Genomic DNA, 15,115 nt, shown 5'->3' with positions numbered 1-15,115 from the left:
GGTGATGCCGAATGTGATCGCCAGGTTACGTTACGTGTGCGCTGGAAGCGTTATTTCCGAGGCGCGCGGGGTCGCGTCGGCGACCGGGAACGCGGATCCTGCGTCTGGTGGCCCAGAGGGAGGGCTGCGACCCGGCGCTCGCGGTGATGTGCGTCACACTCGTCGCTCGACGCGCCTACCGCATGTCGCGCATCCGGTCGATCTCGGCGGTCTGCTGGGCGATCACGTCGTCCGCCATCTCCTCGATCTGGATGTTGTTGCCCTGCCCCTTCACCTCCGTGGCCATCGTGATCGCCCCGTCGTGATGCGTGATCATCAGCTTGAGGAAGAGCTTGTCGAACGCCTTGCCCTTCAACTCGCCCAGCCGCTTCAGCTGTTCCTCGGTCGCCATGCCGGGCATCGCCTCGTGCTTGTGCGAAGTGCCCTTCTTGTCGGCGTCGTTGTTCTTCAGCCAACTCTCCATGGAGGCGATCTCCGGCTTCTGCGCGGCCGTGATGCGCTCGGCGAGCCGTTTCACCCGGTCCGATCCGGCGTGTTCCGGGGCGAGTTCGGTCATCTCCAGGGCCTGGGTGTGATGCTCGATCATCATGCGGGCGTACGAGAAGTCCGCGGAGTTCGGCGAGTCGTCCTCGGCGCGTTGCTTTTCGGCCTCCTCCGGCGAGAGCGTTCTCGCCGCCTCGCCGGGCTTCCCGGGGGCAATCACCGAGGGCCCGGTCGCCGTGGCCGAGTCGCCGTCCGCGTCGGAGTCCGACCCGGAGTCGCAGCCCGCGAGCACGAGTACGGCGGCCGTGAGCATGGCCCCGACCAGCGGTGCGCGAAACGTACGGCGAACGGGCACAGTGACCTCCTGGGGCACGACGACGGGCGTCCACCTTGTGGGTGTTGACGACCGTTCCTAGCATGCTTTCCGGCCTGCATGATCAAAAGGTTCGTTACAAACACATTGCCCACCTATTGATCTGTGCATGATGAAGACGATACTGCGGAGAACCGTGAACCGTTCAAGTGCGAACGGCTACAAGGGAGGACGCAGTGATCCTGTTAGACAGCCTTCGAACGCGGCGCAGACGCATGGGAGCCGGCGCGGTGGCCGCCGGACTCCTGGCCGCGCTGCTCACGGCCGGTCCCGCGGCCGCGACCCCCGACCCTGGGGACGCGCCCGCAGGACGGGAGAAGGTCTCCAAGAGTGACGCCGCCGCGGCGCGGGCCGCGATCGCGGCCGGTGAGATCCCGGGCCAGGACGAGATCGTGCACTCCGCCAACATCGAGCACCTCGTCAACATCCCGAAGGACACCCTGGCGGGCACCAACTCGGACCTCGCCTTCCAGGGCAGGTACGCCTTCGCGGGCAACTACGACGGCTTCCGCATCTTCGACATCAGCAACCCCAGAGCCCCGAAGACGGTCGCCCAGGTGCTGTGCCCGGGCGGACAGAACGACATCTCCGTCTCCGGCGACCTGCTCTTCCTCTCCACCGACTCCTCGCGCAGCGACAACTCGTGCAACAGCACGACGCAGCCCGCGACCGAGAAGTCGTCGTGGGAGGGCATGAAGATCTTCGACATCAGCGACAAGAAGAACCCGAAGTACGTCGCCGCCGTCGAGACCGCCTGCGGCTCGCACACCCACACGCTGGTGCCCGAGCGCAGGAACGTCTACGTCTACGTCGCCTCGTACTCGCCCAACGCCGCGTTCCCCGACTGCCAGCCGCCCCACGACGGCATCTCCGTCATCAAGGTGCCGCGCAGGGCCCCCGAAGAGGCGGCCGTGGTGAACTTCCCGGTGCTGTTCCCCGGTGAGGGCCCCGACGGCGGCGGCAACCCGGGCTCGCCGACCAACCCGGGCGTCAGCAAGACCACCGGCTGCCACGACATCACGGTGCTGCCGTCGAAGGACCTGGCCGCCGGTGCCTGCATGGGCGACGGCATCCTGTTCTCCATCAAGGACCCGGAGAACCCGGAGGTCATCGACCGCATCCAGGACAACGTGAACTTCGCGTTCTGGCACTCGGCGACCTTCAACGAGAAGGCGAACAAGGTCGTCTTCACCGACGAACTGGGCGGTGGCGTCGGCGCCACCTGCAACGAGGCGATCGGCCCGAACCGCGGCGCCGACGGCGTCTACGACATCGTCGGCAAGGGCGACCAGCGCAAGCTCGTCTTCAAGAGCTACTTCAAGATCGCGCGCCACCAGGCGGACACCGAGAACTGCGTCGCCCACAACGGCTCGCTGATCCCGGTCAAGGGCAAGGACATCATGGTCCAGGCCTGGTACCAGGGCGGCGTCTCCGTCTGGGACTTCACCGACTCCACCAAGCCCAAGGAGATCGCCTACTTCGAGCGCGGCCCGCTGAGCACCGGCTCGCTGCAGGTCGGCGGCTCCTGGTCGGCGTACTACTACAACGGCTACATCTACTCGAACGACATCGTGAAGGGCTTGGACGTCCTGAAGCTCGACGACCGGCGCACGGACCCGGCCAAGTGGGTCCACCTGCGCGAACTCAACGTGCAGACACAGCCGGACTACTTCGGCTTCCACTGGTAGCACTCCCGGCACGACCTGTGCCTGGCAACGATGTCGCGCGGCGGTCGTTCCCCGGACCGGCCGCCGCGCCTCCTTCATTGACCGAGGGGCCGCGCGGGGACATCCTGTAACTCCCGCGTTGACTGGCCGCCAGTCAACTAAACTCAGCGCTTCCGGGTGGCGACCCTGTGTGGTCCAGCCCGGAGCCGCTGTCCGTTTCGGGCCAAACGGGGGATGGCCCGGAACGGACCCCGGCGGATGCCAGGGCCTGTCGTTCGGATCACGCCGGCTCCGGGCCGGTGCGCCATGTGCGTGCCACTCCCCACGACCCGGGCGTGATCCGAACGACAGGCCCCAGGCCCGGACGCGGGCCGTCAGCCGATCAGATCCAGCACCGGCCGCAGCCCGTCGGGGCGTCGGTCCACGGGCAGATGGTCCACGAAGTGCACCCCACAGCCCAGAGCCGCCGCACCGCCGTCGGCGCGCCGGTCGTCACCGACCATCAGCGTGTCCCGCGCGTCGACTCCGAGCGCCTCACAGGCAAGGGCGAACAACCGCCGGTCCGGCTTCTGGAGGCTGTGCTCGTACGACAGCACATACGCGCCCACATACGGGTCGAGGTCGTGGACGCGGAACACCGGCCGCAGATCCCAGCCGATGTTGCTCACCACACCGACGGCCACCCCGCGTTCCCGCAGGCCGGCGAGCACCTCGGCCGCGTCGGGGTACGGGCTCCAGGCTCGCGGGGCCATGTGGCGGTCGTACAGCGCGTCGTGGAGGGCCGGGTCGGGGAGACGCACCTGACGGGAGAGGCCCGTGTACGCGGCCCGGTGCCGCTCGGCGCTGTGGTCCCGGACCGCCCACAGGTCGCCCAGCTCACCCGCCGGCGCCTCGGCCGGGAGTGCCCCGCCCGCCTGTGCGCCCGCCCGCTCCAGCGCTTCGGCCGCCAGCGTCAACTTCGGCTCCGACAGGGCGACACCGGCCTCGGTGAGCACCGCGCGCAGCCAGGACTCCGTCGGCTCGATACGGAAGAGCGTCCCGGAGAAGTCGAACAGCACGGCTTTGATCGTCATGCCGCGATCCTTCGGCCGACGCCCCTCGCCGGTCAAGTACGCCCTGAGTCACGCCCAGTACGCCCCGGGGCGCGCTCAGTACCGGCCTGGGCCGCGCTCAGTACGGCCTGGGCCGCGCTCAGTACCGGCCTGGGCCGCGCTCAGTACGGCCTGGGGCACGTTCAGTACGCGCCGGGGCGCGCTCAGTACGCCCTGGGGAGCGTGGGGAGCGTGAAGTCCGCTCCGAGCCGCGTGGAGTCCGCTGCGAGCCACGTGAAGTCCTCTCCGAGCCACGTGAAGTCCTCTCCGAGCCAAGTGAAGTCCGTTCCGAGCCACGTGAAGTCCTCTCCGTGGCAGGGCGGATCCGCGCGGGGCCGTTCCATCGCTCGTACGCCAGCACCGCCAGCGCGACCGTCAGCATCCCCAGCAGCCAGCCGCCCACCACGTCCGAGGTCCAGTGCACACCGAGCCAGATCCGGGTCAGACCGACCCCGAGGACCGAGACCACGGACACCGCGAGCGCGGCACGCATGACGGTCCGGCCGGCGCCGTACACATGCAGGAGCCAGAGCAGCAGGCCGCACACCACCGTCGCCGTCATGGCGTGGCCCGAGGGAAACGCCGCGTAATGGGCGGAGTCGACGGGGTCGGGCCACGAAGGCCGCTCCCGGCCCACCGCGGCCTTCAGGCCCTGCTGCACGGCCGTACCCACCGCGCAGGTGACGACCAGCCAGGCGGCGAGCAGCCAGGCCGCGTGGCGCCACACCAGCCAGATCGCGGCGGCCGCAGCCAGCAGTCGCATCGTCACCGGGTCCCAGACCCAGTCCGTCAGGATGCGGAACGCGTGCGTGGTCCCCGGGTCGTCGAGCGCCCATCTGTGCGTGGTGTCCGCGATGCCCTCGTCCAGCGACATGAGCGGCCCCCAGGAGAGCGCGACCAGGACGAGGAGGACGACGGAGGGCACCGCGAACGCCACGGCGGCGCGGGCGCTGCGGTCGGCCGACGGGCGGTGGGGCGGCGAGTCGACGGTGGGGGAGTGCATACAGGGATCCTCGCCGACCCCCGGGGTCCCAGGCCAACGCCGGGGCGTGAGATCACTGTCACGCGCCGCGACCGGAGCACAGGCCGCCCCTCGACCGTTGTACTTGGCCTGCCCTTTGCCCGCCCTTGGTCTCCCCGTTGCCCGGCGGGCCCGGCGCGAGTCCCTACCCGAGCGCCCGCAGCCCCGGCATGAACGTCACCAGCACCGGGACCACCGGCACCAGGGCCGCGCACGCGGTCAGCCGCAGTCGCCGTACCGCCGGGAGCCGCTCCGGGGGCGTGAGCAGGCGGTTCACGCGCTGAGGCACATGTGCCTCCGGGGTCGGGCAGGGCCCGAACACGCCCCGGTCCTCGTTCAGCCCGACGAGCGCGAGGGCGATGGTGAGACGGCCGTAGCGGCGGGAGGCCGTGTCGTCGGCGGCGAGTTCGACAAGGCGGTGCATCTCGTCGCGGAACGCCGCGAACACCGGCACCCGGGGGAAGCCTCCCGCCAGCGCCGCCGAGCAGTGCAGCAGCCAGTGGTGGCGGGCCCGGGCATGCCCCTGCTCATGGGCCAGCACCGCGTCCACCTGCCGCCCCTTCAGCCGCCGCAACGCGGCCGTGGTGATGACCAACCGGGGTGCCGACCCCGAGAGCCACCAGGCGTCCGGCTGCTCGCCCTCGAGGACGACGAGACGCCCGGGGTCCGGCTCCTCGCCGGGCAACAGCGGCGCGCGCGACAGCACTTCGGCCTCGCGAAGCCGATGCCGCCGCCGGGCCCGTACGACCTCACGGACCAGCATCGTCCCGGTCCACAGGCCACCGCACGCGAGCGTCACGGCGGTGGCCGCCGCCCACGAGTCGCCCGTACCCCACGCGTACGCCTCCACCACGGGGCGCGGCGCCGACGCGAACACCTGCCCGCGCACGGCCGTCCAGGCGTCGGCCGCGCTCAGCGTCATCGACAGCGCGCAGCACAGCAGAACCGCCGCCACGACGCACTGCCACACCCACAGGGCGACCACCGGTTCACGGTCCGGCCAGTCGGCCCGGGCCAGCAGCCTCGGGGCGACGACGGCGAGCAGAGCGCCGAGCAGCAACAGTGCCGCGGGGACCATCATGGGCCGAAGCCTATGAGCGGGGCGGGGCGCGGCGACATGGGCCGGGGCGGCAAGTGACGCAGACCACGGTTCTGTAAAACCCGCTGTCGGACCGGCGATTCGGGCCGCTCAGACCGTCAGCAGCATTGCCAGCATCCCGATGCCCATGGACAGCCGGCACGCCTGTGACAACTCCGGCCGGTCGCCCCAGCCGAGGGGCCGTGAGCCCGCCGCGACGGTTCGTGGTGCGGACGCGACGGTTCGTGGTACGGACGCGAGGTTTCGCGGTTCGGACGCGATGATTGGCGGGCTCACGGCAACGGCGGCCGGGACGGGTATCAGCCGTGCGCCGGACCACAGCACATAGCCCGCGAAGTACAGCAGAAGGGTGCCGGTGACGAGCGGCAGGCCCGCGCCGCCGTGTCCGCCGCCGGGGGAGGCGGCCATCACCGCGGCCATGTAGACCATCGCGACCGCCCCCACCAGGTGGTGCAGATGGTGTCGGCCGGTCGTCCGGGCCGACCACAGCGCGTGCAAGGCGGCCGTCCCGAACACGGCCGTGTACGCCAGCCAGGCCCAGCGCGGCGGCGCGACGACGGCCGCGGGCACGGCCATCGCGGCCATGCCGAAGCCCATGAGTGCCTCGCCGCCCGCGGCCCGGCGCTGCTCCTCGACGGCGCTGCGCATCCGCAGCAGGCAGTAGGTCCCGGTCAGGCCGCACAACGCGACCAGCAGCCAGCCGGGCGAAGCAGGTCCGTGCACCGCGCACCTCCCCGCTCGACGGTGTCGGACAGTCGGTCAGGGCATGCCCGTACGAAGTGGGGCGCATACGAGCGCAAGGGTGTACTCGGGGAGCGTGCGGGGCGCAATCTATTTCACGGATAAAACACCTGCTAAGGTTATTCCATGAAGAGCCTCAGATCCCCGCGTGTCCGTCGGCTCCCGCTCTCCGGGGTGCTCCGCGCCGGACGGCCCTCGGAGATCTGGTTCAAGCCCGCGCTGAGCGTGATCGCGGCGACGGCCCCGCCGAACCTGGCGCTGCTCGCGCTCGACCGCCTCGACCTGGCGATGTACGCGATGGCGGGGTCGCTCTGCGCGCTCTACGCCCACAACCGCCCCTACGCCGCCCGTGCCCGTGCCCTGGCCGGGGTGGTCCTCGGCATGGTCGGCGGCCTCGCGGTGGCGCTCGTCGTCGCGTCGCTCACCGCCGACGCGGTGGTCCTGGTCACCGTGGGCGCGCTGCTGGCCGCCGTGCAGAAGGTGCTCTGCGACGCGACCAGGATCGGGCCGCCCGCCCATGTCATCTTCACCTTCGTCACCTCGGCGGCCCTGTTCGCGCCGCAGACCCTCGGTCAGGTGCCCGGCCATCTCGCCCTGGCCGCCGCCACGGGCGCCTGGGCATGGCTGGTGTGCATGGCCCCCGGCCTCGTACGCCCGTACGGGCCCGAGCGCCGCGCCACCGCCCAGGCCCTGAACGCGGCGGCGCTCCACGTCGAAGCGGTCGCCAGGGTGGCCGTCGGGGCGGCCCGGGGCGGGACCTCGCAGGCCGAGGGACCGAGGACCAGGGGCGCTGCCGCAGCCGCCGTGCACAACGCTTGGCAGATCCTCCGCTCCACCGGACGGCGAACCGAACCCCGGCGCGCCCTCGCACAGCTCCTCACCCGAGCCGAGGTCGCGCTCGCCGCGCCCGGCGACACCGACGCCGGACAACTGCGCTCCTGGGCGCGGGAGTTGCTCAGCGGTCGACCCGTACCGAATGTGGAAGGACACGGCGAGCCGACCGAACTCCCCACGACCTCAACCGCGTTGTGGCGCACCCTCGGCCCCCTCGCCCTGCGCACCGGCCTCGGTTGCGCCCTCGCCGGATACGCCTCCCTCGCGCTCGGCGTCGGCAGGCCCTACTGGGCGCTGGTCACCGCCGCCTCGCTGTACCAGGCGAACGTCACCCTCACCTGGAGCCGGGGCGTGCAGCGCGTCGCTGGCAACCTCGTCGGCGTACTGCTCTTCGCCGTCATCGTCCCGCTCGCCCACCTCCACGCGGCGGCGCTCGTCCTGTGCTGCCTTGCCCTCAATTTCGGCGCCGAGGCGCTGATCAGCCGCAACTACTGGCTCGGCACGATCTGCGTGACCCCGCTGGCGCTGCTCGTCACCGAGTTCGCGCACCTGGAGAACCCCGGCGAGCTGATCACCGACCGGCTCGCGGACACCGTCGTGGGCGCCCTCGTCGGCCTCGCCGCGGCGATCGCCGTCACCAACCGGCGCGCCGGCGAACGCGTCGAGCAGGCCCTCACCGCTGTGGAGCGCGCCCGGGAGCACACGGCCCGCACCGCCACCGACACACGGTCCGCCCCCGGGGCGCTGGACTCCGCCCGGCGCGCCCTCGCCGCCGCGCTGGTCGAACTGCGCGTCACCACCGAGGCCGCCGCCGGCGAATGGTGGCAACGCGACCTGCCGACGGACCGGGTGACGCATGCCGAGGCGGCCGCACACCGTACGCTCGCGGCGACGGTACGACGGCACGGCTGGGATGTTGCGGAGGGTGCACGGGCATGACGGCAGGCAGCGGGCGGACGGCTACGGGGAACGGCGCGGTTCTCGGGGACACGGTCTCCAAGGTGGTGCGTCAGTGGCAGTCGGTGCATCCCGGTCTCGACACCGCGCCGATGGAGATCATCGGCCGCGTCAACCGCTGCGCCGCCCTCCTCCAGCAGGCCGAGGACGCCCCGCTGCGCCGCGCCGGGCTCACCCGCCCCGAGTTCGACGTCCTCGGCACCCTGCGCCGCACGGGCCATGAGCTGACCCCCAGCGAGATCGCCCGGGAGACCTTCGCCTCCGGGGCCGCCGTCACCAAACGCCTGAAGGTCCTGACCGAGCGGGGCCTGGTCGAACGGCGCGGCGACACCCGTGACCGCCGCGTCGCCCACGTCCGCCTCACCGACACCGGACGCGACCTGGTCGACGCCGTACTCCCGGAGCAACTGGCGTACGAGACGGCCGTACTGTCGGGAGTCGACGCCGACAGACAACGGGAACTCGCGCGTCTGCTGGGGGAGTTGCTGCTCCAACTGGAGGGCAGACTCGGCCTGCCGCGCGCTTAGGGCCCTAGCCGCTCCCTCGCAGCGGGCCGGAGTTCAGCCCTCCTGGCCCGCCGAGTACACCCCGAACACCGCGCCTTGGGGGTCCCGTAGCACCGCGATGCGGGGCCCCTCCGGCACCGTCGTCGGCTCCATGAGGATCGCGCCGCCCGCCTCGGCCGCGACGCGGGCCGTGTCGTCGACGTCCTCGACGGCGAAGTACGGCAGCCAGTGCGCGGGCACCTCCGGCGGGAACTTCTCGTCCATCGTGACCATGCCGCCGAACTCGGCACCGCCGATGCCCCACCGCGTGTACCGCTCGGAGGCGTTGACGCTCCAGCCGAACACCTCGGGGTAGAAGAGCTTGGCGCGCTCGGGCGCGCGGGTCAGCAGTTCCACCCAGCCGAGCGCGCCCGGCGCGTTGAGCAGCCCTGCCCCGGCGAAACCACGGTCCTGCCAGAGCTGGAACGGCGCGCCGTCGGGATCCGAGGCAGCCGCGAAGCGCCCCATGTCCGGGACGTCCCCGGCCTCCATCACCACCGAGCCGCCCGCCGCCCCGACCTTCGCCACGGCAGCGTCCACGTCCGCCACGGCGAACGTCACGTACCAGGCGACCGGCGCCGTCTCCTCGCCCAGCGGCACGAGGCCGGCGACCGGGGCGTCCCCGAGATGCGCGATCGTGTAGCCGCCCATCTCCTCACGCTGATCCATCTGGGGACGCCACCCGAACAGCTCGGTGTAGAACCGCTCGGTCCCCGGCAGATCACGGGTCCCGAGCTCGGTCCAGCAGGGCCCGCCGGTCACCGGCTTCTCGAACCTCATGGCGTTCCTCCCGGAAGGAAAACCTCCTCCAGCACGCTATGCCCGCGCCCCGACCCCGGCCACCGGACGCGGGGGCGGGCTCAGAGCCCCGGCCGGTACCGCAGCGGATGGTCCGCCGGGATCTCCACCAGCACGATCTCCGTGCCGTCCGGGTCGGCGATCCACATCTCGATCAGCCCCCACGGCTCCTTCACCGGCGCCCGCCGCACCTCCACCCCCACGGCCGACAGCTCCTTGTACGCCGCCGTCACGTCCACCACCTGGAGCCACAGCTTCAGCGCGGGCGAAGGCGGGGTCTCCGAGCGGCCCGCGACCTCCAGGAAGCCGCCGCCGAGGAAATAGACGACGCCGCGATGGTCACCCGTACCGAACTCGCGGTAGACGGGAAGGCCCAGCTGCTCACCGTAGAAGCCGTGGGAGCGCTCGGGATCGGTGGGGCGGAGAAGGATGCGGCTGCTCAGCACATGGACCATGCACCGAAGCCTAGGGCCTGTCCGGCGGATCACGCCTGGGCCGCGGGGTCTGCCACGCACATCTGCCGCGTTGTCGTCGGTCGCCGCTTCCCGAAGCCCCGGCATGATCCGCCGGACAGGCCTTAGGGAGCCGGGCGTTACGCTCGTGCGTGCCCGAGTCGCGCAGAGATCCGTCAGGAGCGTTCATGGACACCACCGCCACCGGCCTGACCTTCCGTGATGCCACCGGCGACGACGTGGACACCCTCGTCGCGCTGATCGAGTCGGCGTACCGGGGGGACGCGAGCCGGGCGGGCTGGACCACGGAGGCGGACATCCTGCACGGGCAGCGCACCGACCCCGAGGGCGTGATCGCGGTGATCAAGTCGCCCGACAGCCGTCTGGTGACCGTCGAGCGGGACGGCACGGTCGTCGCCTGCTGCCAGCTCGAACACCGCGGGGACCACGCCTACTTCGGGATGTTCGCGGTGAGTCCCGCGCTCCAGGGCGGCGGCCTCGGCAAGGTGATCATCGCGGAGGCGGAGCGGCAGGCCCGCAGGACCTGGGGTGTCACGGAGATGCACATGACGGTGATCTCCGTACGGAACGACCTCATCGCCTGGTACGAGCGGCGCGGCTACCGCCGTACGGGACGGATGACCCCGTTCCCGTACGGCGACGAGCGCTTCGGCGTTCCGCAGCGCGACGACCTGCAGTTCGAGCTGCTGGTCAAGGGACTCGTCTGAGCCCCTGCAAGGGTCCTACGCCGTGAAGCGGCCCGTCCGTTTGATGTCCGGGTAGTCGGTCGTCGCGCCGTCCAGTTGCAGCGCGCGCACCAGCCGCAGATGGTCCTGGGTGTTCACCACCCAGCCGATGATTCTCAGGTTCTCCTTGCGGGCGCGCTCGACGACCTCCAGGGTGAGGCGCCGGATGTTCAGTACGAGGGTGGTGGCGCCCACGGCGACGGCGCGGTCCACGACGTCGGTGCCGTAGCGGCTGGCGACCAGCGCGGTGCGCACGCCCGGGACGAGGTGGGCGATCTCGGCGACCGCCTCGTCGTGGAACGACAACACCTCGACCCGGCCCACCAGATCGCGCCGGTGCATGACCTCGGCGAGCGCACGCGCCGCCGCCACATCCTTGATCTCGGCCTGGAGCGGTGCCCGTACCGCGTCCAGGACCTCCTCGAAGGTGGGGATCCGCTCACCCCGGCCCGCGTCCAGGGCGCGCAGCTCCGCGAGGGTCTTCTCGGCGATCGGGCCCGCGCCGTCCGTCGTACGGTCCACGTCCGCGTCGTGCATGACGACGAGCGCGCCGTCCTTGCTCAGATGCAGATCGAGTTCGATGACGTCGAGGCCCGCCCTGTCGGCGGCGACGAAGGAGCGGAGGGTGTTCTCGGGTTCGACACCCATGACTCCGCGGTGACCGATGGTGAGGAAGTTCAAGGTGGACTCGCTTCCGTCGACGGCGGCTCGGCCCGCGTGACCGGGAAGGGGGCGGCACGCGGCAAGGCCGCAGCGTAGTCCCCCGGACCGTCGATGCATCCGCACGTGCACGGGGCCTTCGGGCGGTGTCACCCGGTATCCCGCCGGAGAACAGGACCGTTTCGCCACCTTTCGGTCTGCGCCGGGTCATCCATGAGTGGGCGAGTCCGGTGCGGGTTGACCCCGCCGGCCGTGACCGGTTGCCGGAGCGTGATCTTGGCCGGTCTTGCGGTACCGCGCTCGGCCTACATACGGTGTCCTTACGAAAAGTTCTCCCGTGGAGGATGGGTCATGACGGAAATTCTTGTGCAGGTGGGTGCGGAGGAGCAGGTTCCTCCTGGAGGCAGGGTGGTGGATCACCCGGCCTGGCCCGTGCTCAAGGATGCCGTGGAGCGGATCCGGCCATGGCAGTCCAAGGACGGTTCGATCGACTTCGACGCCGAGCGCGCCCCGGACCAGTCGGACGTCGAACTGGCCGTGCAGTGCGTCATCGACGCCGTCCAGAACCTTTCCCCGCTGCTGCCGCACGACGCCGCGTACCACCAGGCGCTCGGCAAGGACCTGCGGCGCTGGGCCGACGACGGTTTCAAGGTGCCCGACTTCCTCGACTCGCTGCTGGCCTTCCAGCCCGCCGCGAACCGCGCGGACGGCCTGACGCACCTGGTCGTCTTCCCGATGTACACGCAGAACGGCAACCCCGACCGCAACCTCGAAGCGGTGGTGCTGCGCATGGTCTGGCCCGACTGGCTGGCCGAGCTGGAGCGCACCCGCTACGACAACCCGCTGTTCTGCGGCATCACCTTCGAGGACTTCACGTCCGGGTACGACACCAACTCGGCCGTCCTCTTCCCGGAGACCATCGCCGTAAGAGAGGCCCCCGCGCGCTTCTCCTGGGGCGGCATCTTCTGCGACCGCGAGGCCGCCCGCTTCCGCCGGGTCACCGCGGCGGCCGTCGACATCCTCGGCCTCGAACTGCCCGAGGACATCAGCGAGATGGTCGCCGACCAGAAGCGCTGCGAGGAGGCCTTCGTCCTGTGGGACATGGTCCACGACCGCACCCACAGCCATGGCGACCTGCCCTTCGACCCCTTCATGATCAAGCAGCGCCAGCCGTTCTGGATGTACGGCCTCGAAGAGCTGCGCTGCGACCTCACCGCCTTCAAGGAGGCCGTGAAGCTGGAGGCCGACGGCGTCCCGCAGGCCCGTGACGTGCAGTACGCCGTGCTCTTCGACCGCATGTTCCGCTTCCCGGTGACCGGCGAGCGCGTCCGCAACTACGACGGCCTCGGCGGCCAGCTCCTCTTCGCCTATCTGCACAAGCACGACGTCGTCCGCTGGACCGACAACAAGCTGTACATCGACTGGCAGCGCGCGCCGCAGGTCACCAACGAGCTGTGCGCCGACATCGAGAAGCTCTACCGGGACGGCATCGACCGCCCGAAGCTCGTCCACTGGTTCGCCGGATACGAGCTGGTCTCCACGTATCTCGCCCCGCACCCGGGCTCCCGCTGGGCCAAGGGCCCGGACGCCCTGGACCTGACCCAGCAGCCGCGCAAACTCGTCGACGACGTGCTTCCGGACGAGTTTCCGCTCAGCATGTTCTATGAGGCGCTCGCCAAGAAGCTGAAGAACGTGATCGCCTCCACCAAGGGCATCACCGCGGCGAACGCCGAGCGAGCCGCCGCGTGACCACCCGTACGGCAGACGCTGCTCAGGAGGCGAGGATGATGGTGGGGAACGGGACCGGGGTACTGAGCGGTGCGGTTGTCGCGGTGGCCGGCGCGGGTGGACCCGCGGGTCGGGCGACACTGCTGCGGCTCGCCGACGCGGGCGCGATCGTCGTCGGCTCCGACAACGACCCGGAGCGCCTGGCCGAGGCCGTGGACGCGGCCCGCTACGCCCACGGCGGCGCCACCGTCGTCGGCGACACGGTCGATCTGCTCGACCTGCAGTCGACCCACGACTGGGCCACCCGTGTCGAGAAGGACTTCGGCCGGGTCGACGGCCTGATCCACCTCGTCGGCGGCTGGCGCGGCAGCGAGACCTTCACCAAGACCAGCCTCGACGACTGGGACTTTCTGGAGCTGCTGCTCATCCGCACCGTCCAGCACACCTCCCTCGCCTTCCACGAGGCACTCCAGCGCAGCGAACGCGGCCGGTACCTCCTGATCAGCGCGGCCGGCGCCAGCAGACCGACCGCCGGCAACGCCTCCTACGCCGCCGCCAAGGCCGCCGCCGAGGCCTGGACGCTGGCCCTCGCGGACTTCTTCCGCAAGGCCGGGGGCGCCCACGGGCCCACCTCCGCGGCTGCGATCCTGGTGGTGAAGGCACTGGTGCACGACGCGATGCGCGCCGAGCGTCCCAACGCGAAGTTCGCGGGCTTCACCGACGTGGGCGAGCTGGCCGAGGCCATCGTCGGCGTCTGGGAGCGGCCCGCCGCCGAAGTGAACGGAAACCGTCTGTGGCTGACCGAGCAGCCGTGAACCCACCGAAGACCGACGCCCGCCGTCATCACGACCCGGAGGTCCGAGGCTTCGCCAGTGACAACTACGCGGGGGCCCACCCCGAGGTGCTCGCCGCCCTGGCCCTGGCCAACGGCGGGCACCAGGTCGCGTACGGCGAGGACGACTACACCGAGAACCTCCAGCGGATCGTGCGCAGCCACTTCGGCGCCACGGCGGAGGCGTTCCCCGTCTTCAACGGCACCGGCGCGAACGTCGTCGCGCTCCAGGCGGTCACCGACCGCTGGGGCGCGGTGATCTGTGCCGAGAGCGCGCACATCCACGTCGACGAGGGCGGCGCGCCCGAACGCATGGGCGGGCTGAAGCTCCTCACCGTCCCCACGCCCGACGGCAAGCTCACCCCCGAGCTGATCGACAGGCAGGCGTACGGCTGGGAGGACGAGCACCGCGCGATGCCGCAGGTCGTCTCGATCACCCAGAGCACGGAACTGGGCACCCTCTACACGCCCGACGAGATTCGCGCGATCTGCGACCACGCCCACGCCCACGGCATGAAGGTCCACCTGGACGGCTCCCGGATAGCCAACGCGGCCGCCGCCCTGAACGTGCCGATGCGTACGTTCACCAACGCGGTCGGCGTCGACATCCTCTCGCTCGGCGGGACGAAGAACGGCGCCCTGTTCGGCGAGGCCGTCGTCGTCATCAACCAGGACGCCGTCAGCCATATGAAGCATCTGCGCAAGCTGTCCATGCAGCTCGCCTCCAAGATGCGTTTCGTGTCCGTGCAGTTGGAGGCCCTGCTCGCCAAGGACCTGTGGCTGCGCAACGCCCGCCACGCCAATGAGATGGCCCAGCGTCTCGCCGAGGGCGTCCGTGCCGTGCACGGCGTGGAGATCCTCTACCCGGTGCAGGCCAACGGCGTCTTCGCCCGGCTTCCGCACGATGTGAGCGAGCGTCTGCAGAAGCGGTTCCGGTTCTACTTCTGGGACGAGTCGGCCGGTGTCGTGCGCTGGATGTGCGCGTTCGACACGACCGAGGACGACGTGGACGCGTTTCTCGCGGCCCTCAAGGAGGAGATGGCCCGCTGATCCAGGCCAGGTCGTGCATAGATATGCGATCAGCGGAA

14 protein-coding genes and 1 pseudogene are annotated in these 15,115 nt (G+C 70.8%); 7 read left to right on the top strand and 8 right to left on the bottom strand.

The window, feature by feature from the left end:
• Window positions 1–175: 175 nt before the first annotated feature.
• On the bottom strand, window positions 176–796 hold the full coding sequence (locus SGFS_RS07390; RefSeq protein WP_434028186.1) for a DUF305 domain-containing protein: 621 nt from the start codon (window positions 794–796) through the stop codon (window positions 176–178).
• Window positions 797–1,032: 236 nt separating this feature from the next.
• Between SGFS_RS07390 and SGFS_RS07385 the strand changes: the two genes are divergently transcribed.
• On the top strand, window positions 1,033–2,544 hold the full coding sequence (locus SGFS_RS07385) for an LVIVD repeat-containing protein (protein ID WP_286248667.1): 1,512 nt from the start codon (window positions 1,033–1,035) through the stop codon (window positions 2,542–2,544).
• 353 nt (window positions 2,545–2,897) lie between these two features.
• Here the strand turns inward: SGFS_RS07385 and SGFS_RS07380 are convergent, their stop codons facing one another.
• The 4 genes and pseudogenes from SGFS_RS07380 to SGFS_RS07365 all read right to left on the bottom strand — a co-directional run bounded on the left by SGFS_RS07380 (window position 2,898) and on the right by SGFS_RS07365 (window position 6,457).
• Window positions 2,898–3,596 (bottom strand): HAD family hydrolase, encoded by a 699-nt coding sequence (locus SGFS_RS07380; RefSeq protein ID WP_286248665.1) that lies wholly within the window; start codon window positions 3,594–3,596, stop codon window positions 2,898–2,900.
• 349 nt (window positions 3,597–3,945) lie between these two features.
• Window positions 3,946–4,617 (bottom strand): annotated as a pseudogene (locus SGFS_RS07375) (phosphatase PAP2 family protein); the annotation flags it as partial.
• 163 nt (window positions 4,618–4,780) lie between these two features.
• Window positions 4,781–5,716, bottom strand: a complete 936-nt coding sequence (locus SGFS_RS07370) for a M56 family metallopeptidase (RefSeq protein ID WP_286248664.1) — start codon at window positions 5,714–5,716, stop codon at window positions 4,781–4,783.
• A gap of 108 nt (window positions 5,717–5,824) precedes the next feature.
• Window positions 5,825–6,457 carry a DUF5134 domain-containing protein gene (locus tag SGFS_RS07365; protein ID WP_286248662.1) on the bottom strand — a complete coding sequence of 211 codons (633 nt, stop codon included), beginning with the start codon at window positions 6,455–6,457 and terminating at the stop codon, window positions 5,825–5,827.
• A gap of 144 nt (window positions 6,458–6,601) precedes the next feature.
• On the opposite strand from SGFS_RS07365, the gene SGFS_RS07360 reads away from it, so the two are divergent.
• Window positions 6,602–8,248: an FUSC family protein gene (locus SGFS_RS07360; protein WP_286248659.1), complete on the top strand. Its 1,647-nt coding sequence runs from the start codon at window positions 6,602–6,604 to the stop codon at window positions 8,246–8,248.
• The gene (locus SGFS_RS07355; RefSeq protein ID WP_286248657.1) at window positions 8,245–8,793 is read left to right on the top strand and encodes a MarR family winged helix-turn-helix transcriptional regulator; all 549 of its coding nucleotides are present in this window, start codon (window positions 8,245–8,247) and stop codon (window positions 8,791–8,793) included. Before SGFS_RS07360 ends, SGFS_RS07355 begins: the two co-directional genes overlap by 4 nt.
• Window positions 8,794–8,826: 33 nt before the next feature.
• On the opposite strand, the gene SGFS_RS07350 is transcribed toward SGFS_RS07355, so the two are convergent.
• Together SGFS_RS07350 and SGFS_RS07345 are read right to left on the bottom strand one after the other, a co-directional pair.
• Window positions 8,827–9,591 (bottom strand): VOC family protein, encoded by a 765-nt coding sequence (locus tag SGFS_RS07350; RefSeq protein WP_286248655.1) that lies wholly within the window; start codon window positions 9,589–9,591, stop codon window positions 8,827–8,829.
• 80 nt (window positions 9,592–9,671) lie between these two features.
• Window positions 9,672–10,064: a VOC family protein gene (locus SGFS_RS07345; protein ID WP_286248653.1), complete on the bottom strand. Its 393-nt coding sequence runs from the start codon at window positions 10,062–10,064 to the stop codon at window positions 9,672–9,674.
• A gap of 185 nt (window positions 10,065–10,249) precedes the next feature.
• On the opposite strand from SGFS_RS07345, the gene SGFS_RS07340 reads away from it, so the two are divergent.
• Window positions 10,250–10,789 (top strand): GNAT family N-acetyltransferase, encoded by a 540-nt coding sequence (locus SGFS_RS07340; protein WP_286248649.1) that lies wholly within the window; start codon window positions 10,250–10,252, stop codon window positions 10,787–10,789.
• A gap of 15 nt (window positions 10,790–10,804) precedes the next feature.
• Here the strand turns inward: SGFS_RS07340 and SGFS_RS07335 are convergent, their stop codons facing one another.
• Window positions 10,805–11,488, bottom strand: a complete 684-nt coding sequence (locus tag SGFS_RS07335; RefSeq protein ID WP_286248648.1) for a glycerophosphodiester phosphodiesterase — start codon at window positions 11,486–11,488, stop codon at window positions 10,805–10,807.
• 330 nt (window positions 11,489–11,818) lie between these two features.
• Between SGFS_RS07335 and SGFS_RS07330 the strand changes: the two genes are divergently transcribed.
• The 3 genes from SGFS_RS07330 to SGFS_RS07320 are packed head-to-tail and all read left to right on the top strand — an operon-like array spanning window position 11,819 to window position 15,077.
• The gene (locus tag SGFS_RS07330) at window positions 11,819–13,216 is read left to right on the top strand and encodes a DUF6421 family protein (RefSeq protein ID WP_286248646.1); all 1,398 of its coding nucleotides are present in this window, start codon (window positions 11,819–11,821) and stop codon (window positions 13,214–13,216) included.
• A 35-nt stretch (window positions 13,217–13,251) separates the two neighbouring features.
• Entirely contained in the window at window positions 13,252–14,010 is a 759-nt protein-coding gene (locus tag SGFS_RS07325; RefSeq protein ID WP_286248644.1) for an SDR family oxidoreductase, read from the top strand.
• Entirely contained in the window at window positions 14,007–15,077 is a 1,071-nt protein-coding gene (locus SGFS_RS07320; RefSeq protein ID WP_286248643.1) for a threonine aldolase family protein, read from the top strand. Before SGFS_RS07325 ends, SGFS_RS07320 begins: the two co-directional genes overlap by 4 nt.
• The last annotated feature ends 38 nt before the right edge of the window (window positions 15,078–15,115 follow it).

The organism is Streptomyces graminofaciens (genome assembly GCF_030294945.1).
Lineage (GTDB): Bacteria > Actinomycetota > Actinomycetes > Streptomycetales > Streptomycetaceae > Streptomyces > Streptomyces graminofaciens.
This window is presented reverse-complemented; position numbering and strand designations above follow the sequence as displayed.